The following is a 23,293-nucleotide window of genomic DNA, read 5'->3' on the forward strand; positions in this document are numbered from 1 at the left end:
TATGGCGGCCCCGACACCGACACGGGCAGTGACATCGCTGGACCTGTCGATCGACGGCATGACCTGCGCGTCCTGCGCTGCTCGGGTGGAGAAGAAGCTGAACAAGCTCGACGGCGTCGCCGCGACGGTCAACTTCGCCACCGAGAAGGCGCGCGTCACCTACGACGGACACGTCACCACCGATCAGCTCCTCGCCGCGGTGGAAGCCGCCGGCTATCACGCCTCCCTCCCCCAGCAGGCACCGGTTGAACCGGCGTCGGACGATCCCGCCGCCGAGCTGCGTCGTCGCCTACTGATCTGCGCGGCGCTGTCGGTGCCGGTGGTCGCGCTGGCGATGGTGCCGGCCTGGCAGTTCACCTACTGGCAGTGGCTGTCGCTGACGTTGGCGGCGCCTGTGGTGGTGTGGGGCGGCTGGCCGTTCCATGTCGCTACGTGGACCAATCTGCGGCACCGCGCCGCGACGATGGACACGCTGATCTCGATCGGCACACTCTCGGCGTTCGGATGGTCGGTCTACGCGCTGTTCTGGGGGCACGCGGGCATGCCGGGAATGACCCATCCGTTCGAATTGACGATCGCGCGCACCGACGGCACCGGCAACATCTACCTCGAAGCGGCGGCCGGGGTCACCACCTTCCTGATCGCAGGGCGCTACCTCGAGGCAAGAGCACAGCGGGAGGCCGGTGCGGCACTGCGCGCTCTGCTCGACATGGGCGCCAAAGAGGTATCCGTACGCAGGGACGGCGCAGAACAGCGCATTCCGATCGAGCATCTGCGCGCCGGCGATGACTTCATCGTGCGCCCAGGGGAGAAGATCGCCGCAGACGGTGTTGTGCTCGAGGGCGATTCAGCAGTCGACGCGTCGATGCTGACCGGCGAATCGGTACCGGTGGACGTGTCGCCTGGCGACGAGGTGGTCGGGGCGACGGTCAACGTCGACGGCCTGCTCGTCGTGCGTGCCCGACGGGTGGGTGCGGATACGCAACTCGCGCAGACGGCTCTACTGGTCGAGAACGCACAGACCGGCAAGGCATCGGCGCAGCGGCTCGCGGACCGGATCTCCGCGGTGTTCGTCCCCGTCGTACTCGGATTGGCTGCTGCGACACTGGGATTCTGGTTGGCTGTCGGAGCGTCGGCCGGCGCTGCCTTCACCGCGGCAGTGGCCGTGCTGATCGTCGCGTGCCCGTGCGCTCTGGGACTGGCAACGCCGACGGCACTGATGGTCGGCACAGGCCGGGGTGCGCAGCTGGGCATCCTGATCAAGGGGCCGGAGGTGCTGGAGTCGACGCGGCGGGTCGACACGGTGATCGTCGACAAGACGGGGACCGTGACGACGGGCACGATGACGGTGACGGGTGTCGTCGCTTCCGCTGGTGAACAGTCGGACCAGGTGCTGCGGATCGCGGGAGCCGCCGAGGCTGCGTCGGAGCATCCGATCGCGCACGCGATCAGCGCCGGTGCCCGCGACAAGCTCGGCGATTTGCCGTCGGTGACGTCGTTCGAAAATCTGCGTGGTCTTGGCGTGCGGGGCGTCGTCGAGGATCGGACCGTGCTGCTCGGCCGGTTACGACTGTTCGACGAGCAGGGCTTCGAGGTGGCGGCGGACGTCCACGCTGCGGTGCAGCAGGCTGAAACTAAGGGGCGCACCGCTGTCGTGGTGGGCTGGGACGGCCGGGTGCGCGGCGTGGTGACGGTGGCCGACACGGTGAAAGAGACTTCCGCCGAGGCTGTTTCGCTGATGAAGCAGCTCGGCCTGACGCCGATCATGGTGACCGGCGACAACGAAGCGGTCGCCCGCGCCGTGGCCGCCGAGGTGGGCGTCGAGCAGGTGATCGCTGGCGTCTTGCCGCAGGAAAAGGTCGACACCGTGATCCGGCTGCAGCGCGAGGGCAAGGTCGTCGCGATGGTGGGCGACGGTGTCAACGACGCGGCCGCGCTGGCACAAGCCGACCTCGGTTTGGCAATGGGCAGCGGCACCGACGTCGCGATCGAAGCGAGTGACCTGACGCTGGTGCGCGACGATCTGCGGGCCGTGCCCGATGCGATTCGGCTGTCTCGCCGGACTTTGAGCATCATCAAGGGCAACCTGTTCTGGGCGTTCGCCTACAACGTCGCGGCGCTGCCGCTGGCGGCAGCGGGCCTGCTGAATCCGATGATCGCCGGGGCGGCAATGGCTTTCAGCTCGGTGTTCGTGGTGACCAACAGCTTGAGGCTGCGGGGGTTCACGCCCGCGCGGTGATCACGGCCCGTGGTCGTCTTCGGGTAGGAGGTGGCGTTCTCCGGTGGTGGTAGCCGTTCACGCGGCGTCGGCCGGTATCGAGGTCGGGTGGGGGCAGCCATTCGGTCTGGCCGCGGTCGTTGACATGGGTGGTCCAGCCGGTCTGTTCGATCATGCGGTTATCCGGCCCACAGGCGAGGGTGAGGTTGGTGATGTCGGTGGCCCCGCCGCTTTTCCAGTCGTCGACGTGGTGGACCTGGGTCCAGTAGCCGGGCACGGTGCAGCCGGGTCGGGTGCAGCCGCGGGCCGAGGAGTGCAGCACTATTCTTTGTGCCGCCGACGCCAGCCGTCTCGTCCGGCCCAGATACAGCGGCTGATTGGTGTGCTGATCGAACACCGCCAGATAGTGATGGGCATGGGTGGCCATCCGGATCAGATTGGCCATCGGCAACAAGCTGCCGCCGCCGGTGACCGCCACCCCCGCCGACTTCTCCAACTCCTGCAAGGTTGTGGAGACGATCACGGTGACCGGTAATCCGTTGTGCGAGCCCAGGTCCCCGGAGCTCAGAGCCATCCGGCCGACGGCCAGCCACGCATCATGGTTGCGCTGCGCAGCACTGCGCGTGTCATCCCGACGCTGTCGCTCGTCGGGTTCGGCGTCGACGCAGGGTGTCTCGTCGTCGGGGTTGCACATCCCCGGCGCAGCCAGCTTGGCCTGAATGGCTTCGTAAGTAGCGCGCGCTTCCGGGGTGATCCAGCCCGAGAGGCGGCTCATCCCGTCGGCCTGCTGCTCACCCAGTCTGATCCCGCGCTTGCGGGCGCGATCGGCATGCGATGGTTCGGGGCCGTCGGCGTCGATCATCGCCGCCAACCGATCAGCCGCCTTCTTCAAATCTTGCGGCGTCAATCCGGCGCCCAGCGACGCCAACTGTCGATCCGCGGCAGCGCGGGTGTCCACATCGACCCACACCGGCAGGTCCTCGTGGAACGCCGCGATCACCGCGACATGCTCGCCGTCCAGGGTGCCGGCGGCTTGGGCGGCGGCGGTGGCCTCCCAGACCGGCGGCAGCGGTTCCCCGGTCAGGGCTTGGCGCGGACCCAGGTGCGCGGCATCAGCAAGTCGGCGCTTTGCCTCTTTATCGGAGACCCGCAGCGCGGTCGTCAGCACCGTCTTCCACGACGCTTCCCCGAGCCGGCGCGGCTCCGTCTCCATCGTGAGCCGAGCCAGGATCTGATGCTCCAACGCCGGCACCGACCGCACCACCGTGGTCACCTCAGACAACAGAGCCACCAACTCCGGGTGGGTCAGCGTGTCGCAGGCGTCGTGCAGGATCGCGAGCTGAGCCCGCAACCCCTCCACCGCACCGGCGACCTCATCCATACATCGAACACTAGTTCGAAGGTCCGACAAACTGACTCCGCGCGTTGACTCACTAGAAATGCGCGCAAATGGGCGGGCCGTTGCCTCATCAGAAATGCGCGCGTAGGCCCAGTAGATGGGGTTGACGTTGACCGAGCGCCGAGCAATCACCGAGGCGGCTGCGAAGCGCTATCAGCTGGCAAGCAAGGGCGTCAAAGGTCGGATCCTCGACGAGTTGTGCGCCAACACCGGGTGGCATAGGAGTCACGCCCGCAAGGCGCTGAAACAGGCGCTGGTGCCCAGGATTGTGGCCAGGCGCAGCCCGCGTCCTGTGAAATACGGGCCGGAAGTCATCGCAGCGTTGACGGTCTGTTGGCAGGTCTTGGAGATGCCGGCCGGCAAGCGGCTGGCGCCGATGCTCGGTGAGCTGGTGGCGGTGTTGCGGCGTTTCGGAGAGCTGACCATTACCGAGGACACCGCGGCATTGCTGACCTCGATGTCGGCGGCCACCATCGACCGCAGACTTGCCGGTGAACGCGCCAACCGCCAGCTCAGAGGGCATGTGGGCACGAAGCCAGGATCGCTGCTCAAGACCCAGATACCGGTACGCACCTGGGCGGAGTGGGACGACGCCCAACCCGGGTTCGTCGAGATCGACCTGGTCTTCCATGACGGCGGCGACCGCGGTGGCGGCCATGCATTCACCTTGACCGTCACCGATGTCGCGACCGGCTGGACCGAAAATCGATCCGTACCGAGCAAATCCGCCAAAAATGTGGTGGCGGCTCTTAACGACATCGCTAACACGATGCCGTTTCCGATCATCGGAGTGGATTCCGACAACGGATACGAGTTCATCAACGGTCACCTGCTGTCGTGGTGCGAGCGGCGCCATGTCACCTTCACCCGGGCGAGACCAGGCAACAAAAACGATGGCTGTCATGTCGAGCAGAAAAATTGGGCCGTGGTGCGTTCAGTCGTGGGTTACTACCGCTACGACACCGCCGCGGAGCTGTTGTTGCTCAACGAGATCTGGCGTTTGCATTCGAAGCTGGCCAACTACTTCTGCCCGCAGCAGAAACTGATCTCCAAGACTCGTCGCGGTGCCAAAGTTTCCAAGAAACACGACCAGGCGACCACGCCGTACCGGCGTGCGATCGATCACCAGACCATGACGGTTCAACGCGTCATAGCGCTCAAGCGGATCTACTCGCTCATCAATCCCGCCGCCACACGGCGCCAACTCCACGCCTTGACCGTCCAACTTTTCACCCTCGCCACCAGCAAACCCACTAACGACGGCCAACCGGCCATCACCAAGCGCGCACGCTCACGTGAGGCAACGACCACTCCTACGCGCGCATCTTGACGTGAGGCAACAGGCTCCGCCGGGTGACTGGAGATACCCACGGTACGAATGAGGTCAAAGGTCTTCCTGGGCAGGCCCTTTCACCCGCTACGCATGCCGGATCCTACTCCTCGGCCGGCTCCGCCCTGCGCGCGCGGAACAGCTTCACGTCGGCCTTGAAGCCCTTCAGGTGTCGCGCTCCCGCGAACGACCACGCGAATCTCTCGTCGTCGCCGATCGCGTCACGGGCACTCTCGGCCACGAGGACCGAACCGGGCCGGGCCGCACCGGTGACGCGAGCGGCGAGATTCACCGAGCTGCCGAACCAGTCCCCTTCGCGGCTCACCGCCATCCCGGTGGCCAGCCCGACGCGCAGACGCGGGAAATCCCCGTCGTCGTCGGTCGCGTCGACCAGGCGCAGCACCGCCTCCAGCAGCGGCACCGGCTCCGGGCTGACCAGCATCACCTCATCGCCGATGGTCTTGATGAAGCGCACCGGGGCCACCGCGACCTCACGCGTCATGTCGGCCAATCGTTGCGCCAGCCGCTCGAGGTCCTCGGGCGGCAGCGCCTCCCCCAGTTTGGTGAACCCGACCAGATCGGCGAACGCGATCGTGACCTCCCGCGCCCCCGGCAGATGTTGGCCCTCCGCACGTTCGGTCGCAGTGACCGCCTGCGTCTCGATCGCATGCCGCAGCTGCAGCAGCAACACGTCCTGGATCAGGGGTCCCAGCATCGGCGCCAATTCGGAAACCAGCTTCTCCGATGCCTGTGCGATCTCCACTTCCGTTGCCGCCGGCCGGATCACAGCCGCCAACGCCGCATATCGCATCGCCTCGGCCGCACGCGCGACCCCGTCCCCGAGGAGCCGGGTGATCTGCACCAGCTCGTCGGCACTGATGCCCGCGGCCAGGAAGTCACGCGTGAACTTCGCCGCTTCGGCGTCGGCACGCAGCAGCACCGCAGCATCCGGATCCTCGATGCGCGGCAACCCCATTGCCCGCTGAATCCGCTCGAACAATTCGAGATCGACGTCGTACTTCTCGGCGGCCTCCCGCGCCGAGACGTAGACACCGTCGTCGCCGATGACCCGCCGCGACGCAAGCAGCATCGGCGACGAACTGGCCCGTATCTGCTCGATGCTCACCCCGCGTTCCAACAGCCACGGGATCAGCTCCGCGCGCTCGGCGCGCGCATCGCCCTCGAGCCCGTCGAGCAGCCCGCTTGCCTCCACATCGACGTCATCGGCCACGCGCTCAACCTACCGTGCGCTACACAGGAGACATGGCGTCTCCGACCGTGCACAGCTTCCCACCGCTCGTCGCTGACCGTCCCCAGGTGTTGATCCTCGGAAACATGCCCGGCGTCATGTCGCTGGAGCAGCATCGGTGCTGCGCCCATCCTCGCAACGCGTTCTGGCGAATCACCGCCGAGCTCTTCGGTTTCGACGCGCACGCACCCCACGAGGAGCGCGTGTGCAGGCTCACCGACGCCGGCGTGGCCGTCTGGGATGTGCTCGCGTCGTGTCGCCGATTCGGCAGTCTCGACGCCGCGGTCGAACCGGCCAGCATGGTGGCCAACGACTTCGACGCGTTCTTCGCCGCACACCCGAGCATCGAACGCCTGTATTTCAACGGCGCCGCCGCGGCGAAGAACTATCGGCGCCTCGTCCGCACGACGCATTCCCCAGACACCGTGCCGCTACCGTCCACCAGCCCCGCGCACACCGCGCCGTTCGCGACGAAACTGACCGCGTGGCGCCGGATCATCGAGCCGGTGGCACAGCCGCTACCGTGACGGGATGTCCTGCGTCTTCTGCGCCATCGTCGCCGGCGAGGCCCCGGCCATCACGATCCACGAGGACGACGAGTACCTGGCGATCCTCGACATCCGTCCGTTCACCCGGGGCCACACGCTCGTCATCCCGAAAAAGCACACCGTCGACCTCACCGACACCCCGCCCGCCACCTTGGCGTCGATGATGATGCTGGGCCAGCGCATCGCCAAGGCAGCACGGGCCTCAGGCCTGCACGCCGACGGCAACAACATCGCGATCAACGACGGCAAGGCCGCTTTTCAGACGGTGTTCCACATCCACCTGCACGTTGTGCCGCGACGCGACGGCGACAAGCTCTCGTTCGCCAAGGGGATGCTGATGCGACGCGACGGTGATCGGGAGCAGACCGGACGCCTGCTGCGGGAGGCACTGGCGCAGATCGACACCGCAGAGTTGGATTGAGCAGATGAACATCGCCCTGTGGGTCGAACAGAACGTCGGTGTGCGCCTGCTGATGCTGCACGACTCCCTCTACAAGCGCACGAATGGTCGTATCGGCCATCGCATTCCGTTGCCCGGCGTCCCACCGAGCCTGCTGCTGCACACCGTCGGCGCCAAGACCGGTAAGCACCGAACCAACACGCTGTCGTACTTCCCCGACGGCGGCCACTACTACGTCGTGGCCTCCAAGGGTGGCGATCCGCGCGCGCCCGGGTGGTATCACAACCTGAAAGCGAACCCGGACATCGAGATCAACCTCGGACCCAAGCGACTGGCGGTGTCGGCGACGCCGGTGCTCGCCGACGATCCCGACTATCCGCGGCTGTGGGAGCTCGTCAACCGCGACAACAGCGATCGCTACAACGGCTACCAGCGTCGCACCAGCCGCAAGATCCCGCTGGTGAGACTCACCCCGAAGGGTTAGAACAGCTCTTTGGCCAGCAGTTCGAGCGTGGCTTCGCGTGCCGGCGAGGTCGCGGGGTCCACTCCGCGGTGCGCCGACGCGACCGGATGGACCATCACCTCGTCGACGTCGAACTCCGCTGCCAGTTCGCGCACCTGCTCGGCTGCCTCCGAGGGGCTGCCCACCACGGCCTGCCGCAGACCGTGGTCGATGACCGACTGAGCCCGCGGGCCCATGTCCAACGCCTCGGCGTCCTCCACCAGATCGACGGCCGCCAGCGGCGCACCGGTACGCAACCGCGCCATCATCTGCAGGTTCGGGAGCACCAATCGCAGTGCCTCGTCGCGGGTTTCGGCCACCACCGCGTTGACGGTCAGGAACGTGACGGGCTCGGGCGTCAGCTCACTGGGCCGGAACTCGGCGCGATAGGTCTCCAGCGCCTCCGCCGTGCCCTGGCCCGAGAAGTGATGCGCGAACACATACGGCAGGCCCTTGGCCGCCGCCAGATGCGCGGAGTACATCGAGGAGCCGAGCAACCACAGCCTGGGTTCGGACGCGGCGGCCGGCGTGGCCTTGAGGATGTAATTGTCCCGCATCAGGTCGCGCGGCAGCGCAACACGGACTCCGGTGCGGCCCATCAGGGCGACGACGTCGTCGAGATACTCGGGGAACGCCTCGATGTCCCGGTCGTCCCGGCCGGCCGCGCCACGCAGCGCCATCGACGTGACCGGGTCGGACCCGGGCGCGCGGCCGATGCCCAGGTCGATGCGGCCGGGATGGGCGGCCTCGAGCAGCGCGAACTGCTCAGCGACGGCCAGTGGCGCGTGGTTGGGCAGCATGACCCCGCCGGAGCCCAGGCGCACAGCGGTGGTGTGCGCGGCCAGGTGGGCAAGCAGGACCGGCGGGCTGGTCGCCGCGACCGACGGCATGTTGTGGTGCTCGGCCACCCAGTATCGGGTGTAGCCGAGGCGATCGGCGGCCTGGGCCAGGCGCGTCGTCGCAGCCAGCGCATCCGAGGTGGTCTGGTCGGAGCGGACGGGGACGAGGTCGAGGACAGAGAGGCGCATTGAACGTGCAACGCCTCGAGGCGCCGCGACGTTCCCTCCTGCGCGATTTCGGCGTGATGATCGTCGGTGAGCGACGGCAATCACGCCGAAATCGCACCGGCGCGCGTGAAGATGTCGTCCATCATCGCCGGGGTCAGCCGGCCGGTGAAGGTGTTCTGCTGGCTGGGGTGGTAGCAGCCCAGCAGCATGACCTCTCCCGTCGGCGTGTCCAGCGGCGCGGCCGCGCCGTGTCCGAACTTGGGGGCGGGCGTGCCGACGGTGCCGCCGGTTCGCCGGATGAGCGCCAGCGCCGCCTGCCACGCGATCCCGCCCAGTGCGACGATCACGCGCACGTGGGGGCTGATCAGGGCCCACTCGGCGTCCAGCCACGGCGCGCAGGTGGTGCGCTCGGCCGGGGTGGGCGCATTGCCCGGCGGCGCACACCGCACCGCCGCTGCGACCCGAATACCGTTGAGCGACAATCCGTCTCCACTGTCGACTGCAGTCGGCTGGCTGGCCAGTCCGGTCCGGTACAGAGACCCGAACAGGAAGTCGCCCGACCGGTCGCCGGTGAACACCCGTCCCGTGCGATTGGCGCCGTTGGCCGCGGGCGCGAGCCCGACGACGAGAATGCCCGGCTTCTCGGAGCCGAACCCGGGTGCGGGCCTCCCCCAGTAGGGCTGATCGATGTAGGACTTCCGCTTGACCACGGCGACCTCTTCGCGCCACGCCACCAGACGCGGGCACGCCCGGCACACCGACACCTCGGCGTCGAGCCGACCGAGCGTCGTGGCGGCGGCTGCGAGCGCGACGACCTCGGCCGGTGAATCCGCGGCCGGAGTGCGCTTGGTGCCCGGGTCCCCCGGCCATCCCGTACCCGGGGGCACCGGCGAAGCGAACAGACCACCCGTGCGGGGGTGCGGCAAACTCACCGCTCGACCTGTTCGTTACCAGAAAGCACGGTTCATCGTTACCACGAAACACCGTGTACCTCACCCGCGTGCCGGGCAGTACGGCTCACCATGGATCGCCTGGGAACCCTAGCGAGGTGGGGAGAAACATGCGACGAGCACACGCGGCCGTCATCGGCATCTGCGTTCTGGTGACGGGATGCGGCGCGACCGTGAGCAACGCCGAGTCGCCCGCACCCAGGACGATGATCCCGCGGCCGTTGACCGAGCGCGAACTCCCCAAGCTCCTATTGACCCCCGAACAGGTGGCCCAGGCGATGGCGTCGCCCCCGATGACGGTCACCGAAGCCCAGTCGGCGATGTCGGACAACAGCTCGATCATGGCGCCACCGGAATGCCTCGCCCTCGACGGTGCCGCGGAGGCGGCCGTCTACTCCGCCAGCGGCTTCACCGCCGAGCGGGACCAGAGCCTCAACGACGGCGACGCGTTCAAGCACTACTCCAAGCAGGCCGTGGTGCTGTTCCCGTATCTGGAGAAGGCCACCGCGTTCTTCGACGCCTCGGTCCAACAGTGGTCCGCCTGCCACCAGTACACGCACACCCAGAGCGGAACCGAGTGGACCGTCGGCGAGATCCGCAACGCCGACCACGTCCTGAGCACGGTGTCGACACTGAACGAGGCCGCGGCACCGGGCTGGGGGTGCGGACGGGCGCTGGCCCAGGCCAACAACGTGATCGTCGACGTCAACACCTGCAGCGCCGATCCGGCCGACACCGCGGTCAAGATCGCTCAACAGATCGCCGCCAACGTCGCGGCGACGTGGTGATCGACCGGGAGCTTGCTACCGTGCGGCGATGAGCCGGCGCGGCCCCCTGCTACTGATCCTGTTCGCCGCGTTGATGGCGGGCGCCGGGAACGGCATCTCGATGGTCGCCTTTCCGTGGCTGGTCCTGCAGCACACCGGATCGGCGCTCGACGCCTCGGTGGTCGCGATGGCCGGGACGCTACCGCTTCTGGCCGCGACGCTGATCGCCGGCGCCGCCGTCGACTTCCTCGGCCGCCGGCGCGTGTCGATGATCTCCGATGCGCTGTCGGCCCTGTCGGTCGCGACGGTCCCGGTACTGGCTCTGCAGTTCGGGGCGCAGGCCGTCAACGTCGCGGTGCTGGCCGGATTGGCCGCTCTCGGCGCATTTTTCGACCCGGCCGGGATGACCGCACGCGAGACCATGCTGCCCGAGGCCGCCCAGCGGGCCGGCTGGACTCTCGATCGCGCCAACTCGTTCTACGAGGCGGCCTTCAACCTGGCCTACATCGTCGGGCCGGGCATCGGCGGTCTGCTCATCGCCACCTTGGGCGGGATCAACACGATGTGGGTGACCGCCGGAGCCTTCATGCTCTCGATCGTCGCGATCGCGGTGCTGCGCCTCGAGGGCGCGGGGACGCCCGATCCGTCGACCCGCGACGGATCGGTGTGGGCCGGCATCGTCGAGGGGCTTCGCTTCGTGTGGCGCCACCGGGTACTGCGCACATTGGCGTTCGTTGACCTGGCAGCGACGGGCCTCTACATGCCGATGGAAAGCGTGCTGTTCCCCAAGTACTTCACCGACCGCGACGAGCCCGCCCAGCTGGGCTGGGTGCTGATGGCTCTCAGCATCGGCGGACTGGTCGGCGCCCTGGGCTACGCGGTGCTGTCCCGGTTCACCCGGCGCCGCACCGTGATGATGACCGCGGTGCTGACGCTGGGGGTGGCGATGACGATCATCGCGTTCTTGCCGCCGCTGCCGCTGATCCTGGTGCTGTGCGCGGTCGTGGGCTTCGTCTACGGCCCGATCGCCCCGATCTACAACTACGTCATGCAGACCCAGGCGCCGCCGCACCTGCGCGGGCGCGTGGTGGGCGTGATGGGGTCGCTGGCCTACGCGGCCGGCCCGCTCGGTTTGGTCGTCGCCGGGCCGCTGGCCGATTCGGCCGGGTTGCACGCCACGTTCTTGGCGTTGTCGTTGCCGATGCTCGTGCTCGGCGTGGCCACCGTGTTCTTGCGCCCATTACGGGAGCTCGATCGCGGGCCGCACGCCGAACAAAACTCGTAGCATCGGGCAGATGGCTTCCGACGTGCTCGACGACCTGACCGCCTCGCTGCCCGAGGGCACCGTTGTCACCGACCCCGACATCGTGGCGTCGTACCGACAGGACCGCGCCGCCGATCCGAGTGCGGGAACGCCGATGGCCGTGGTGCGGCCGCAGCGTACCGACGAGGTGCAGACCGTGCTGCGCTGGGCCAGCGCCCATCGGATCGCCGTCGTCCCCCGCGGTATGGGCACCGGATTGTCGGGTGGCGCAACAGCTCTCGACGGCGGCATCGTGCTGTCCACCGAGAAGATGCGGGACATCTCGATCGACCCGGTCACCCGCACCGCCGTCGTCCAACCCGGACTTCTCAATGCCGAGGTCAAGAAGGCCGTCGCCGAGTACGGCCTGTGGTACCCACCTGACCCGTCGTCCTACGAGATCTGCAGCATCGGCGGGAACATCGCCACCAACGCCGGCGGCCTGTGCTGCGTCAAGTACGGCGTGACGACCGACTACGTGCTCGGCATGCAGGTGGTGCTCGCCGACGGGACCGCTGTGCGACTCGGCGGTCCCCGCTTGAAAGACGTTGCAGGACTGTCGTTGACGAAGCTGTTCGTCGGAAGCGAAGGCACCCTCGGCGTGGTCACCGAGGTGACGTTGAAACTGCTGCCCGCCCAGCACGGCGCCTGTACCGTGGTGGCGTCCTTCGATTCGGTCGAGGCGGCCGCGCGCGCCGTCGTCACGATCACCGGCAAGATCCGGCCCTCCATGCTCGAGTTCATGGATGCCGCGGCGATCAACGCGGTGGAAGACAAACTGCGGATGGGCCTGGATCGCAACGCCGCCGCGATGATGGTCGCGGCGAGCGACGATCGCGGCCCCGCCGGCGCCCGCGATGCCGAGTACATGGCCGAGGTGTTCACCGAACACGGTGCCACGGAGGTCTTTTCGACCTCCGACCCCGAGGAGGGCGAAGCCTTCGTGGCCGCCAGGCGGTTCGCGATCCCCGCGGTGGAAGCCCGGGGGTCACTGCTGCTCGAAGACGTCGGCGTACCGCTGCCCGCGCTGGCCGATCTGGTCGGCGGCGTGGAGAAGATCGCCGCCAACCACGACCTGATGATCTCGGTGATCGCGCATGCCGGCGACGGCAACACCCACCCGCTGATCGTCTTCGATCCCTCGGATGCGGCGATGGAGCAGCGCGCCCAGCAGGCATTCGGCGAGATCATGGACCTTGCCGTCTCCCTGGGCGGCACGATCACCGGCGAGCACGGCGTGGGCCGACTCAAGCGACCGTGGCTCGCGGGCCAGCTCGGGCCCGAGGTGATGGAGCTCAATCGGCGGATCAAGACCGCACTCGATCCGCACGGCATCCTCAATCCCGGCGCCGCGTTCTGAGCCGCGGACATAACTGGAGTTACATCACCACGGCTATGCAAACGTTTTGCTGAGCGAAGTCCTCGGGCCTTAGCTGCACCTAGATCTCGCAACTACATAACCGTAGTGATATATATACCCAGTGCCCGACCGCGCCGCTCCCGCTGTCGACAGCATCGGTTCCCTCGTCGACCATGCTGCCGACCTCCTCGTCCGACACCTCAGCGACCGCGCCGACATGACCGCGTCCGCCGGCTTCGTGATGAACCGGCTGCACCGTGAAGGTCCCACCCGGCTGACCACGCTCGCCGCCAAAGAGGGCGTCAGCCAGCCGTCGATGACGCAGCTGATCCAACGGCTCGAGCGGCGCGGCCTGGTGGCCAAGGTCGCCGATCCCGGTGACGGCCGCGCGGCGCTGATCGGCGTCACCGAGGAGGGTGTCGCGCTGATGGAACAGCGCGCGGCCGCCCGACGCGAACGACTGGGCCGGCTCCTCGAAACCCTGGACGACGAAGAGCGCGACGCACTGACGCTCGCCGCACGTGTCGCGCTGCCCGTGCTGCAGTCGCTGGCCACCACCGCCGACAGCATCTGCCCGGGCACCGGGCTCGACGAGGAACAGGGACCGGCATGAGATTCGTGCGGAGAGGACTGAAGAAGGTGTGGATCCCGCTCGTGCTGATCGTGGTGCTGGCCGTGTCGAGCCTGGTCGTGTCCCGGCTGCACCGGCAGTTCGCCTCCACCGACCTCAACGCCAACGCCGGGGCCGGCATCGAAATCGTGCAGTTCAACCCGAAAGTCATGGTGTACGAGGTGTGGGGGGCACCCGGCTCGACCGCAGAGATCAGCTACTTCGATCCCGATGCCAACGTGCACACGCTGACTGCGACGCTGCCCTGGACCGTCACGTTGTCGACGACGCTGCCGTCGGTCAGCGCGAACCTGATGGCCCGTGCTGACGCGGACTCGATCGGCTGCCGCGTCACCGTCAACGGCACCGTGCGTGACGAACGCCGGGCCGACGGTGTCGACGCCCAGACCTACTGCCTGGTGAAGTCCGCATGAGCACACACACCAAGCGGTTCGCACACCGTCCGGAGAAGCACGCCAAGGGACATCCCGTGGCGCACGCGCTGCGCATCCTGTCCGTCCCGGTCATCCTGGCCTGGATCGCCTTCGCCGTGGTGGTGAACGTCGTCGCCCCGCAGCTCGAAGTCGTCGGCGAAGAACACTCCGCTCCGATGACGCCCAACGACGCACCGTCGGTGCAGGCGATGAAGGAGATGGGGGCGAACTTCAAGGAGTTCGACTCCAACAGCACCGTCATGGTGATCGTCGAGGGCCAGGAACCGCTCGGACCGGACGCCCACAAGTACTACGACGAGATCATCACCAAGCTGCGGAAAGACCCAGAACACATCCAGCACATCCAGGACTTCTGGGGCGACACCCTGACCGCGGCCGGCGCTCAGAGTGCCGACGGCAAGGCCGCCTACGTGATGCTGAATCTGGCCGGCGAGCAAGGGCAGACGTTGTCCAACACCGGTGTCGAGCACGTCCGGGAGGCCATCGCGGACACTCCTGCGCCGCCCGGCGTGCAGGCCTACGTCGCCGGCCCGGCCGCGCTCACCGACGACATGCACGTCATCGGTAACGCCAGCCTCGGCCAGATCACGGCCTACACCCTGCTCGCGATCTTCTTCATGCTGCTCGTGGTGTATCGGTCGCTCGTCACGACGCTGGTGCAGCTCTTCCTCACCGCCATCGGGCTCCTGACCGCCCGGGGCGTGGTCTCGGTGCTCGCCGACAACGGCGCCTTCGGATTGACCACCTTCGCGGGCAACATCCTCACGATGCTCGCGATCGCCGCGGCCACCGACTACGGCATCTTCATCTTCGGCCGCTATCGCGAGGCGCGCAGCGCGGGTGAAGACCGGGAAACGGCCTACCACACCACGTTCCGCTCGGTGACGCCGGTGATCATCGGCTCCGGGTTGACGATCGCCGGCGCCACCTACTGCCTCTCGTTCGCGCGGCTCCCCTACTTCTCCACCATGGGCGAACCCGTGGCGATCGGTATGGTCGTCGTGGTCGCCTCCGCGGTGACACTCGGGCCCGCCGTGCTCTTCCTCGGCAGCAAGATCGGCCTGTTCGAATCGAAACGCGATGCGCGAAGCCGGTTCTGGCGCCGAGTCGGCACCGCGGTGGTCCGCTGGCCCGGCCCCATCCTGGTGGCCAGCGCGTTCATCGTGCTGATCGGGCTGGTCGCCATCCCCGGCTACAAGCCCGCCTACAACGACCGCTACTACCTGCCCGACAATGCACAGGTCAATGTCGGATACGCGGCGGCCGACCGGCATTTCAGCCCGGCGCGGATGAACCCGGACATCATCATGGTCGAAGCCGACCACGACATGCGCAATCCCGGTGACATGCTCGTGTTGAACGCGATCGGCCGCAACGTCATGCAGGCGCGGGGCATCGCGATGGTGCAGAGCATCACCCGTCCGCTGGGCATCCCGATCCAGCACAGCTCGATTCCGTTCCAGACCAGCGTGTCCGGCCAGGTGCAGAACCAGAACCTGCCGTTCCAGCGCGCTCAGCTGGACGACATGAAGAAGATGGCCGAGGCCACTGAGGCCAACATCGACATCATGGAGAAGCAGTACCAGCTCTCGCTCAAACAGACTCAGCTGACGCAAGATTCGGCGCAGAAGTCCAAGGAGCTCCTGCAGATCACCGAGCAGGTCCGCGACAACATCGCCAACTTCGACGACCAGTTCCGGCCGCTGCGTAACTACTTCTACTGGGAACCGCACTGCTACGACATCCCGATGTGCGCGGCGATCAGGTCGCTGTTCGACTCGCTCGACGGCATCAACGAGCTGACCGATGCCCAGGGCGCGGTGCAGGGCAACACCGATCAGCTCGCCGACCTGGCGCCTCAGCTCACCGCGCTGCTGCCGCAGACCATCGCGACGATGAAGCAGACATTGGCTTTGACGTGGGCGTCGTACAACTCCCAGAAGGCGCTGCTCGATCAGATGGGCGCGATGAACGACACCGCGCTGGCCATGGGCGCGGCGTTCGACACCGCCAAGAACGACGACCTGTTCTTCCTGCCCCCGGAGGCGTTCACGAATCCCGATTTCGAGCGGGGGCTGAAGATGTTCATGTCCCCCGACGGGAAGTCGGCGCGCATGTTCATCACCCACCAGAGCGATCCTGCGACGGTGGAGGGTATCTCGCGCGTGGACGCCGAGCGTGAGGCCGCGCAGAACGCGATCAAGATGACCTCGCTGTCGAACGCGAAGATCCTCATCGGCGGGACCGCGGCCACCTACAAGGACATGTCCGACGGGGCGAAGTACGACCTGCTGATCGCCGTAGTCTCCGCGCTCACGCTGATCTTCATGATCATGCTGATCCTGACCCGCAGCGTGGTGGCGGCGGCCACGATCGTGGGCACCGCGGCCAGTTCGATCGCGGCGTCGTTCGGTATCTCCGTGCTGATCTGGCAGGACCTTCTCGGCATCCAGGTGCACTGGCTGGTGATGCTGATGTCGGTGATCATCCTGTTGGCCGTCGGCGCGGACTACAACCTCCTGCTGGTGCACCGCTTCCGCGAGGAGATCCACGCAGGCCTCAAGACCGGCATCATCCGGTCGATGGCCGGCACCGGCGGCGTCGTCACCTCGGCCGGTCTGGTGTTCGCCGCGACCATGGCGGCGATGCTCGGCAGCAGCCTGACGGTGTTGGCGCAGATGGGGTCGACGATCGCGATCGGCCTGCTGGTCGACACGCTGGTGGTGCGGTCCTTCCTGATGCCGTCGATCGCGACGCTGTTGGGTCGTTGGTTCTGGTGGCCGCAGGTGGTCTACCCGCGCGGGGACAACCACTTCCTGCCGCCGAAGCCGCCCGCCCGGGACGCCGACACCGCGCCTGTCCCGGTCGGAGGCTGATCCCCGCCCGCGTGGCACCACCGATATCAGAAGTCACACGGTTAACATCACGCCGTGCCCGATCTGCCCGACGTGAGGCGCACCCGAGCGGTGTCGCGCCGCGACGCGCTGCGCTTCGCCGCTGCCGCATCCGCCGGCCTGGGCGCCGCCGCCCTCGGTGCCGGTGCGCCCACGGCCTCGGCGGCCGCGCCCACGCTGATCGACTTCGCCGCCGCGCAGATCCCGGCCGATGCGATCCGAGCGGCCGGCCACGCGGGCGTCGTCAACTACGTGTCGCTGTCGCGGCCCGGATCGAACTTCGGCGCGAAGCCGATCACGTTGCCCTACGCGCGCTCGCTGAACGCTCAGGGCCTCGTCATCGTCAGCAACTATCAGTACGGAAAGCCCGGCGGCACAGCACCATCGGACTTCACCCGCGGGTTCGCCGGCGGCGTTGCCGACGCCAAGACCGGCTGGGGACTGCACACCGCCGCCGGAGGCGGGCGCAGCGCGCCGATCTTCTTCACGATCGACGAGGACATCAGCCGCGACGTCTGGAATACGGTTGCGCTGCAGTGGTTTCGGGGCATCAACTCGGTGATCGGAGTGCAGCGGACCGGAATCTACGGGGGCATCGACGCGTGCCAGTGGGCGATCGCCGACGGCGTCGTCGGCGCGTCCAGCATTCCTGGCTATCGGTGGGCCTGGCAGACCAAGGCGTGGTCGGGCAATCGCATCCACCCGCAAGCGGTGCTCTACCAACGCATCGTGGACACCGCGTCGAACCCGGGCCCGCTGGTCGGCGGCATGCGTGTGGACGTCAACGACGTGATGGCCCGCGACGTCGGACAGTGGAACCTGCATCAGTGACCTAACGGCGCGCTGACCCGCACCTATACCGGATGCTTCAGCCGAGATTGCCTACAGGGTTGCCGCAACGACCCTGAACGCAATCTCGCCTGCAGCATCGAGGAACAGGCCGCCTGGCGCTGACTGATGACCCATTGACACCAGCCTGCTTCCGTCGTACACATGAGACATGTCAGCATCTTTGTCTCACGAGGCTCCGGCTCAGTTCGCGCTTGCCACCGCTGACACCTGGTCCGACCCCTGGCCCATGTACCGCGCGCTGCGCGACCACGATCCCGTCCACCACGTCGTCCCCACCGACAGGCCCGATCACGACTACTACGTGCTCTCCCGGCACGCCGACATCTGGTCCGCGGCACGCGACCACCAGACGTTCTCCTCGGCACAGGGCCTGACCGTCAACTACGGCGAACTCGAGATGATCGGCCTGGCCGACAACCCGCCGATGGTGATGCAGGATCCCCCGACGCACACCGAGTTCCGAAAGCTCGTGTCACGCGGTTTCACTCCGCGCCAGGTCGAGGCGATCGAGCCGACGGTGCGCCAGTTCGTCGTTGAACGCATCGAGAAATTGCGCGCCAACGGCGGCGGCGACATCGTCGCCGAACTGTTCAAACCGCTGCCGTCGATGGTCGTCGCCCACTATCTCGGCGTGCCCGAGGCCGATCGCGGCAAGTTCGACGGCTGGACCGAGGCGATCGTCGCGGCCAACACCGCCGACGGCGGGATCGGCGGAGCGCTGGGCACTCTCGGCGACGCCCTCGGCGAGATGATGGCCTACTTCACCGCCCTCATCGAACGTCGCCGCACCGACCCGGCCGACGACACCGTCTCTCACCTGGTGGCCGCCGGAGTCGGCGCCGACGGTGACATCGCGGGTGTGCTATCGGTTCTCGCGTTCACCTTCACGATGGTCACCGGCGGCAACGACACCACCACGGGCATGCTCGGCGGCTCGGTGCAGCTGCTGCACCAGCGCCCGGACCAACGCCTCCTGCTCGTCGACGATCCCGGCCTGATCGCCGGCGCCGTGGACGAATTCCTGCGGCTCACCTCCCCGGTGCAGGGCCTGGCCCGGACCACCACCCGCGACGTCACCATCGGCGACCGCACGATCCCCGCGGACCGCAAAGTGCTGTTCCTCTACGGTTCCGCCAACCGCGACGAACGCGAATACGGCGACGATGCAGGCGAACTCGACGTCATGCGCAACCCGCGCAACATCCTGACGTTCAGCCACGGCGCGCACTTCTGCCTGGGCTCGGCCGCCGCCCGGATGCAGTCGCGGGTCGCCCTGACCGAACTCCTGGCGCGGATACCGCAGTTCACCGTCGACGAGGAGGGCATCGTCTGGGCCGGCGGCAGTTACGTGCGCAGGCCGCTGTCCGTGCCGATCACGGTGACCCGGTGAGCGGCCGGGACTGGCTGGCCGCCCAGCGCACCGAGATCGCTGCGGAACGCATCCTCGACGCAGCAGGCGAGCTCTTCGCCGGCCAGCCCGCCGCGACCGTCGGGATGCACGAGATCGCCTCGGCAGCGGGGTGTTCGAGAGCAACCCTCTACCGATACTTCGAGAACCGCGAAGCGCTGCATACCGCCTACGTCCACCGAGAGACGCACCGGATCTACCGCGAGCTGACCGATGAGCTCGCCTCGATCACCGATCCGGAACAGCGCCTCGTGCAGGGCATGCTCGGATGCCTGCGCATGGTTCGGGAGAACCCCGCGCTGGCATCGTGGTTCACGGCCTCGGAGCGACCTCTGGGCGGCGAGATGGCCGAGCAGTCACCGCTGATCGCAGCGGTGACCGAGACGTTCGTCGGCTCGCTCGGCGACGACGATCGCGTCGAAGCGCGGGCCCGCTGGGTGGTGCGGATTCTGACCTCGCTCTTGCTGTTCCCCGGACGCGACGACACGGACGAAGCCGAGATGCTCTCAGAATTCGTCGTGCCTCGCGTCATCGCACCCGGGTGAACCGGTGCAGGAGCCACGCCAGCGGCATCGTGACCACCATCGTGCCGAGGAACAGCAGCCACACCGAGCCGTTGTAGATCGGATACTGCAGGATCTCGACCATCACGAGTTCCATCGTCACGAGGTGGATCAGGAAGATCTCGTAGGAGATCTCGCCGAGGAACACCATCGGCCTGCTCGCCATCGCCTTCGCATACAGACCCGTGTTGCCCAGCGCCAACGGAGCCACGACCAGCGTGGCGATCACCGCATAGAACCCGCTCTTGGCCAACGCTTCCCACAACAGCGCAGGCGATGTCGTCGGCTCCCCTCCGATGGGTGTGGACACGATGAGGTAGCTGACCATCGCGATCGGCAGGCACGCGAGCGCGTAGGCGCGCACCCCCATGGCCGCCAGCACCGCGAGCACCATGCCACCGACGAACCACGACAGGTACCCCGGTAGCCACAGCCGCGCGCCATCGGGCAGGAACGATGTGGTGTGCACCAGCCACAGCCAGGCCGGCGACAACGCCGCGAACGCGGCCAGCCCGGCCAGCAGCAGCCACGGCCGCCAGCGCCCGCGACACAACACCACCAGCAGCAGGTAGGCCATCGGTGGCAGCGCGACGTAGAACGCCGCCTCGACGGCGAGGCTCCACATCTGCGTAAGCCCTTGGTGCAGATAGGAATACAGATAGTTGTCGGTGTAGATCTGGGTCAGCGTCAGGTTGCGGGCCAGACCCTCCCAGGTGTGCCCGGGATTCGGCCCGGCCGTACGGAAGTGGTAGACCAGGTAGGCCGCGACGACGGTGACCACGTACGCGGGCATGATGCGGCGCACCCGATGCCACGCATAGCGTGTCACCGACGGAGCCGGCGCACCTTCAGCACACGCGTTCACCCACGGCGCGAAGAGCAGGAACCCCGACAGTACGAAGAAGATCGGCACCCCGATCTCCATGCGGGAGAACACCAACCCGATGTAGCCCTGCCCGTAATGGCCGGTCGTGTAGGCGGCGTGGGTGAGCACCACCAGAAGTGCCGCCACGGCCCGGATACCGGTCAGAGAGTCGACCCGCCCGGTCGGGGTCACCGACTCCAGGCCACCCTGGGCGTCGGCGTCTCGTGACAGCGTCATCGGGCGCTAGTGCGTCTTACGGCGCGCCTTCGGCCCGCGATCGGGTTCGAGATTGATCAGCTGACCCTGGATCTTGGTGTTCTCCAGCTTCTTCAGCGTGTCCCGCGAGAGATTGGCCGGCAGCTCCACCAGCGAGTAGTCCAGCTTGATCGCGATGTGACCGAAATCGCTGCGGTGCAGGCCGCCCTCGTTGGCGATGGCGCCGACGATCGCACCCGGCATGGCTTTGTGCCGCTTGCCCACCGCGATGCGGTAGGTCGTCAGATCGCTGCGCCGCTCCCGCTGCTTACGCGGACCTCGGTCGTCACGGTCGGCACGATCCGGTCGGTCCTTCTTGTCCCGGCGCTTCTCCGGCGGCGGCTCGGTCATCAGGAATGCTTCGCCGTCGCGGCTCTGCAGCGCCAGCGCGGCGGCGATGTCGGCCATCGGTACGTCGTGGTCGCGCTCGTAGTTCTCGATCAACGTCCGGAACAACTCGATGCCCGGTGCCGCCAGCGCCTCGGTGATCGAATCGCGGAACTTCTGCACACGGCGCTCGTTGACGTCCTCGACCGACGGCAGCTCGATCTCGACCAGCTTCTGCCGCGTCACCCGCTCGATGGCGCCGAGCAGATGCCGCTCCCGGGGCGTCACGAACAGCAGCGCCGTGCCCGACCGGCCCGCCCGGCCGGTACGCCCGATCCGGTGCACGTACGACTCCGGGTCGTGCGGGATGTCGAAGTTCACCACGTGCGAGATGCGCTCGACGTCCAAGCCGCGGGCGGCGACGTCGGTGGCCACCAGGATGTCGATCGAGCCGTCCTTGAGCGCGTTGATCGTGCGCTCACGCACCGCCTGCGGAATGTCGCCGTTGATGGCGGCCGCCGCGAACCCGCGGGCCTTCAGCTTCTCGGCCACCTCCTCGGTGGCCTGCTTGGTCCGGACGAAGACGATCATCGCGTCGCCCTGCTCGGTCTCGAGCAGCCGGGTCAGCGCGTCCATCTTGCGGGGGTAGGACACCTGCAGGTAGCGCTGGGTGATGTTCTCGGCCGTCTGGGTCTTCGACTTGACCGTGACCTCGACCGGATCGTGCAGGTACTTGTTGGTGATCTTCTTGATCGCCGGCGGCATGGTCGCCGAGAACAGCGCGACCTGCTTGTACTCCGGGGTGTCGGCGAGGATGCGTTCGACGTCCTCGGCGAAGCCCATCTGCAGCATCTCGTCGGCCTCGTCGAGCACCATGTAGTCGAGGTGGCTGACGTCGAGCGTGCCCTTCTCCAGATGGTCGATCACGCGCCCTGGCGTGCCGACGACGATCTGCGCGCCCCGCTTGAGCCCGGCCAGCTGAGGCCCGTAGGAGCTGCCGCCGTACACCGGCAGCACGTTGACGTTCAGGTGCGCGCCGTAGCGGCTGAATGCCTCGGCCACCTGCAGCGCGAGCTCACGTGTCGGGGCCAGCACCAACGCCTGGGTGGCGCGGCTCGAGGTGTCGATCTTGCTCAGGATCGGGATGGCGAACGCGGCGGTCTTGCCGGTTCCCGTCTGGGCGAGACCGACGACGTCGGAGCCGGCCAGCATCGCCGGGATCGTCGCAGCCTGGATCGGCGACGGCGATTCGTAGCCGACGTCGCTGACCGCCTGCAGCACCGAGGGGTGGATCTGCAGGTCGGCGAAGGTCGTCTCGCCTGGCAGATCCGTGCTGGCGGGGGTCACATCCGAGGAGGTCATCGTGGTGGCAGTCTAGTGCCCTTTTCGGCTTCCTCCTGCCTGATGCCCTGCCGCGCGCCCTGATGGCACCTGTCCAGGCGGTGCCGGTACGGTCGCCTGTTGTGAAGTGGGCAGCAGTGTTGGGTACCGCAGCCCTCGTCCTCGCGGGCTGCGGGTCAGGTGATTCGACCGCGTCGAAAACCCCGGGTCCGACGGCCTCGGCGGCTCCTTCAGCAGCGCCGCCGCCGGCGGTGACACCTGCTGGGCCACCGCCGGGGCCTGCGCCCGCAGCAGACCCCTGCGCGACCGACCTGGCCTCTCCCGAGATCGCCAAGGCGGTGTCCGAACTCCCCCGCGACCCGCGCAGCAAGCAGGGCTGGAACCCCGAACCGGTGGCCGGCAACTACAACGAGTGCGCGCAGCTCTCGGCGGTGATCGTCAAGGCCAACACCAACTCGCAGAACCCGAACACCCGCGCCGTGCTGTTCCACCGCGGCAAGTTCATCCCGACCGGGGTGCCCGACACCTACGGCTTCAACGGTCTCGACGGCGTCGGCACCACGGGCGACACGGTGGCGCTGAAGTACTCCGGCGGCATGCCCGGGCTCGACAGCATCGTGAAGTTCCGCTGGAACGGCAGCGGGGTGGAGCTGATCGGCAACACGCCGCGCTGAGGTCGTCGGTCGCGGG

Annotated in this window: 21 protein-coding genes; 15 read left to right on the forward strand and 6 right to left on the reverse strand. The window is 67.5% G+C overall.

Translation table 11 applies throughout. From position 1 onward, the window contains the following. Position 1: 1 nt before the first annotated feature. Positions 2-2,239 carry a heavy metal translocating P-type ATPase gene (locus tag ACZ50N_RS18175; RefSeq protein WP_464473462.1) on the forward strand — a complete coding sequence of 746 codons (2,238 nt, stop codon included), beginning with the start codon at positions 2-4 and terminating at the stop codon, positions 2,237-2,239. Here the strand turns inward: ACZ50N_RS18175 and ACZ50N_RS18180 are convergent. Continuing rightward, a complete protein-coding gene (locus ACZ50N_RS18180) occupies positions 2,223-3,599 on the reverse strand; it encodes an HNH endonuclease signature motif containing protein (protein ID WP_464473463.1) in 1,377 nt (458 codons plus the stop codon). The two genes, ACZ50N_RS18175 and ACZ50N_RS18180, sit on opposite strands and share 17 nt — an antisense overlap. 115 nt (positions 3,600-3,714) lie before the next feature. Here ACZ50N_RS18180 and ACZ50N_RS18185 point away from each other — a divergent pair, with 115 nt between their 5' ends. After that, entirely contained in the window at positions 3,715-4,947 is a 1,233-nt protein-coding gene (locus tag ACZ50N_RS18185; RefSeq protein ID WP_048421677.1) for an integrase catalytic domain-containing protein, read from the forward strand. A 103-nt stretch (positions 4,948-5,050) separates the two neighbouring features. On the opposite strand, the gene ACZ50N_RS18190 is transcribed toward ACZ50N_RS18185, so the two are convergent. Next, on the reverse strand, positions 5,051-6,178 hold the full coding sequence (locus ACZ50N_RS18190; RefSeq protein ID WP_046362634.1) for an adenylate/guanylate cyclase domain-containing protein: 1,128 nt from the start codon (positions 6,176-6,178) through the stop codon (positions 5,051-5,053). Positions 6,179-6,210: 32 nt separating this feature from the next. Between ACZ50N_RS18190 and ACZ50N_RS18195 the strand changes: the two genes are divergently transcribed. The 3 genes from ACZ50N_RS18195 to ACZ50N_RS18205 are packed head-to-tail and all read left to right on the forward strand — an operon-like array spanning position 6,211 to position 7,628. Continuing rightward, positions 6,211-6,723, forward strand: a complete 513-nt coding sequence (locus tag ACZ50N_RS18195) for a DNA-deoxyinosine glycosylase (protein ID WP_464473464.1) — start codon at positions 6,211-6,213, stop codon at positions 6,721-6,723. Positions 6,724-6,727: 4 nt separating this feature from the next. Then, the gene (locus ACZ50N_RS18200; RefSeq protein WP_464473465.1) at positions 6,728-7,165 is read left to right on the forward strand and encodes an HIT family protein; all 438 of its coding nucleotides are present in this window, start codon (positions 6,728-6,730) and stop codon (positions 7,163-7,165) included. 4 nt (positions 7,166-7,169) lie between these two features. Then, positions 7,170-7,628: a nitroreductase family deazaflavin-dependent oxidoreductase gene (locus ACZ50N_RS18205; RefSeq protein ID WP_048421999.1), complete on the forward strand. Its 459-nt coding sequence runs from the start codon at positions 7,170-7,172 to the stop codon at positions 7,626-7,628. Here the strand turns inward: ACZ50N_RS18205 and ACZ50N_RS18210 are convergent. Beyond that, positions 7,625-8,674 carry an LLM class flavin-dependent oxidoreductase gene (locus ACZ50N_RS18210; RefSeq protein ID WP_046362637.1) on the reverse strand — a complete coding sequence of 350 codons (1,050 nt, stop codon included), beginning with the start codon at positions 8,672-8,674 and terminating at the stop codon, positions 7,625-7,627. The genes ACZ50N_RS18205 and ACZ50N_RS18210 overlap by 4 nt on opposite strands. Positions 8,675-8,754: 80 nt before the next feature. Beyond that, positions 8,755-9,585 carry a uracil-DNA glycosylase gene (locus ACZ50N_RS18215; protein WP_464473466.1) on the reverse strand — a complete coding sequence of 277 codons (831 nt, stop codon included), beginning with the start codon at positions 9,583-9,585 and terminating at the stop codon, positions 8,755-8,757. A gap of 128 nt (positions 9,586-9,713) precedes the next feature. On the opposite strand from ACZ50N_RS18215, the gene ACZ50N_RS18220 reads away from it, so the two are divergent. From ACZ50N_RS18220 to ACZ50N_RS18260, 9 genes are all read left to right on the forward strand, one after another. Beyond that, complete coding sequence (locus ACZ50N_RS18220; RefSeq protein ID WP_464473467.1) at positions 9,714-10,391, forward strand: sensor domain-containing protein; 678 nt, start codon at positions 9,714-9,716, stop codon at positions 10,389-10,391. Positions 10,392-10,419: 28 nt separating this feature from the next. Continuing rightward, positions 10,420-11,655, forward strand: coding sequence for a multidrug efflux MFS transporter Tap (gene tap / locus ACZ50N_RS18225; RefSeq protein ID WP_464473468.1), 1,236 nt, complete (start codon positions 10,420-10,422; stop codon positions 11,653-11,655). 10 nt (positions 11,656-11,665) lie between these two features. Continuing rightward, the gene (locus ACZ50N_RS18230) at positions 11,666-13,033 is read left to right on the forward strand and encodes an FAD-binding oxidoreductase (RefSeq protein WP_464473469.1); all 1,368 of its coding nucleotides are present in this window, start codon (positions 11,666-11,668) and stop codon (positions 13,031-13,033) included. Between the two features lie 121 nt (positions 13,034-13,154). After that, positions 13,155-13,646 carry a MarR family winged helix-turn-helix transcriptional regulator gene (locus ACZ50N_RS18235; RefSeq protein ID WP_048421993.1) on the forward strand — a complete coding sequence of 164 codons (492 nt, stop codon included), beginning with the start codon at positions 13,155-13,157 and terminating at the stop codon, positions 13,644-13,646. Beyond that, entirely contained in the window at positions 13,643-14,077 is a 435-nt protein-coding gene (locus ACZ50N_RS18240) for an MmpS family transport accessory protein (protein ID WP_464473470.1), read from the forward strand. The genes ACZ50N_RS18235 and ACZ50N_RS18240 overlap by 4 nt, the downstream gene beginning before the upstream one ends. Then, on the forward strand, positions 14,074-16,974 hold the full coding sequence (locus ACZ50N_RS18245; protein WP_133414199.1) for an MMPL/RND family transporter: 2,901 nt from the start codon (positions 14,074-14,076) through the stop codon (positions 16,972-16,974). The genes ACZ50N_RS18240 and ACZ50N_RS18245 overlap by 4 nt, the downstream gene beginning before the upstream one ends. A 54-nt stretch (positions 16,975-17,028) precedes the next feature. Next, positions 17,029-17,823 carry a DUF1906 domain-containing protein gene (locus ACZ50N_RS18250; RefSeq protein ID WP_464470348.1) on the forward strand — a complete coding sequence of 265 codons (795 nt, stop codon included), beginning with the start codon at positions 17,029-17,031 and terminating at the stop codon, positions 17,821-17,823. A 169-nt stretch (positions 17,824-17,992) separates the two neighbouring features. Beyond that, positions 17,993-19,234: a cytochrome P450 gene (locus ACZ50N_RS18255; RefSeq protein ID WP_464473471.1), complete on the forward strand. Its 1,242-nt coding sequence runs from the start codon at positions 17,993-17,995 to the stop codon at positions 19,232-19,234. Next, positions 19,231-19,797: a TetR/AcrR family transcriptional regulator gene (locus ACZ50N_RS18260; RefSeq protein ID WP_464473472.1), complete on the forward strand. Its 567-nt coding sequence runs from the start codon at positions 19,231-19,233 to the stop codon at positions 19,795-19,797. The genes ACZ50N_RS18255 and ACZ50N_RS18260 overlap by 4 nt, the downstream gene beginning before the upstream one ends. On the opposite strand, the gene ACZ50N_RS18265 is transcribed toward ACZ50N_RS18260, so the two are convergent. Next, complete coding sequence (locus tag ACZ50N_RS18265) at positions 19,781-20,917, reverse strand: acyltransferase family protein (RefSeq protein WP_464473473.1); 1,137 nt, start codon at positions 20,915-20,917, stop codon at positions 19,781-19,783. The genes ACZ50N_RS18260 and ACZ50N_RS18265 overlap by 17 nt on opposite strands. Before the next feature lie 6 nt (positions 20,918-20,923). Continuing rightward, entirely contained in the window at positions 20,924-22,624 is a 1,701-nt protein-coding gene (locus ACZ50N_RS18270; protein WP_464473474.1) for a DEAD/DEAH box helicase, read from the reverse strand. A gap of 62 nt (positions 22,625-22,686) precedes the next feature. Between ACZ50N_RS18270 and ACZ50N_RS18275 the strand changes: the two genes are divergently transcribed. Continuing rightward, complete coding sequence (locus ACZ50N_RS18275) at positions 22,687-23,277, forward strand: LppP/LprE family lipoprotein (protein ID WP_046362650.1); 591 nt, start codon at positions 22,687-22,689, stop codon at positions 23,275-23,277. The last annotated feature ends 16 nt before the right edge of the window (positions 23,278-23,293 follow it).

It is taken from the genome of Mycolicibacterium obuense (assembly GCF_055397605.1).

Coding starts and splice junctions, on each gene's coding strand:
- ACZ50N_RS18255 (WP_464473471.1), top strand. CDS start 17,993: ATGTCAGCATCTTTGTCTCACGAGGCTCCGGCTCAGTTCGCGCTTGCC.
- ACZ50N_RS18275 (WP_046362650.1), top strand. CDS start 22,687: ATGGCACCTGTCCAGGCGGTGCCGGTACGGTCGCCTGTTGTGAAGTGG.
- ACZ50N_RS18265 (WP_464473473.1), bottom strand. CDS start 20,917: ATGACGCTGTCACGAGACGCCGACGCCCAGGGTGGCCTGGAGTCGGTG.
- ACZ50N_RS18195 (WP_464473464.1), top strand. CDS start 6,211: ATGGCGTCTCCGACCGTGCACAGCTTCCCACCGCTCGTCGCTGACCGT.
- ACZ50N_RS18185 (WP_048421677.1), top strand. CDS start 3,715: ATGGGGTTGACGTTGACCGAGCGCCGAGCAATCACCGAGGCGGCTGCG.
- ACZ50N_RS18180 (WP_464473463.1), bottom strand. CDS start 3,599: ATGGATGAGGTCGCCGGTGCGGTGGAGGGGTTGCGGGCTCAGCTCGCG.
- ACZ50N_RS18205 (WP_048421999.1), top strand. CDS start 7,170: ATGAACATCGCCCTGTGGGTCGAACAGAACGTCGGTGTGCGCCTGCTG.
- ACZ50N_RS18175 (WP_464473462.1), top strand. CDS start 2: ATGGCGGCCCCGACACCGACACGGGCAGTGACATCGCTGGACCTGTCG.
- tap (WP_464473468.1), top strand. CDS start 10,420: ATGAGCCGGCGCGGCCCCCTGCTACTGATCCTGTTCGCCGCGTTGATG.
- ACZ50N_RS18200 (WP_464473465.1), top strand. CDS start 6,728: ATGTCCTGCGTCTTCTGCGCCATCGTCGCCGGCGAGGCCCCGGCCATC.
- ACZ50N_RS18245 (WP_133414199.1), top strand. CDS start 14,074: ATGAGCACACACACCAAGCGGTTCGCACACCGTCCGGAGAAGCACGCC.
- ACZ50N_RS18240 (WP_464473470.1), top strand. CDS start 13,643: ATGAGATTCGTGCGGAGAGGACTGAAGAAGGTGTGGATCCCGCTCGTG.
- ACZ50N_RS18230 (WP_464473469.1), top strand. CDS start 11,666: ATGGCTTCCGACGTGCTCGACGACCTGACCGCCTCGCTGCCCGAGGGC.
- ACZ50N_RS18270 (WP_464473474.1), bottom strand. CDS start 22,624: ATGACCTCCTCGGATGTGACCCCCGCCAGCACGGATCTGCCAGGCGAG.
- ACZ50N_RS18220 (WP_464473467.1), top strand. CDS start 9,714: ATGCGACGAGCACACGCGGCCGTCATCGGCATCTGCGTTCTGGTGACG.
- ACZ50N_RS18210 (WP_046362637.1), bottom strand. CDS start 8,674: ATGCGCCTCTCTGTCCTCGACCTCGTCCCCGTCCGCTCCGACCAGACC.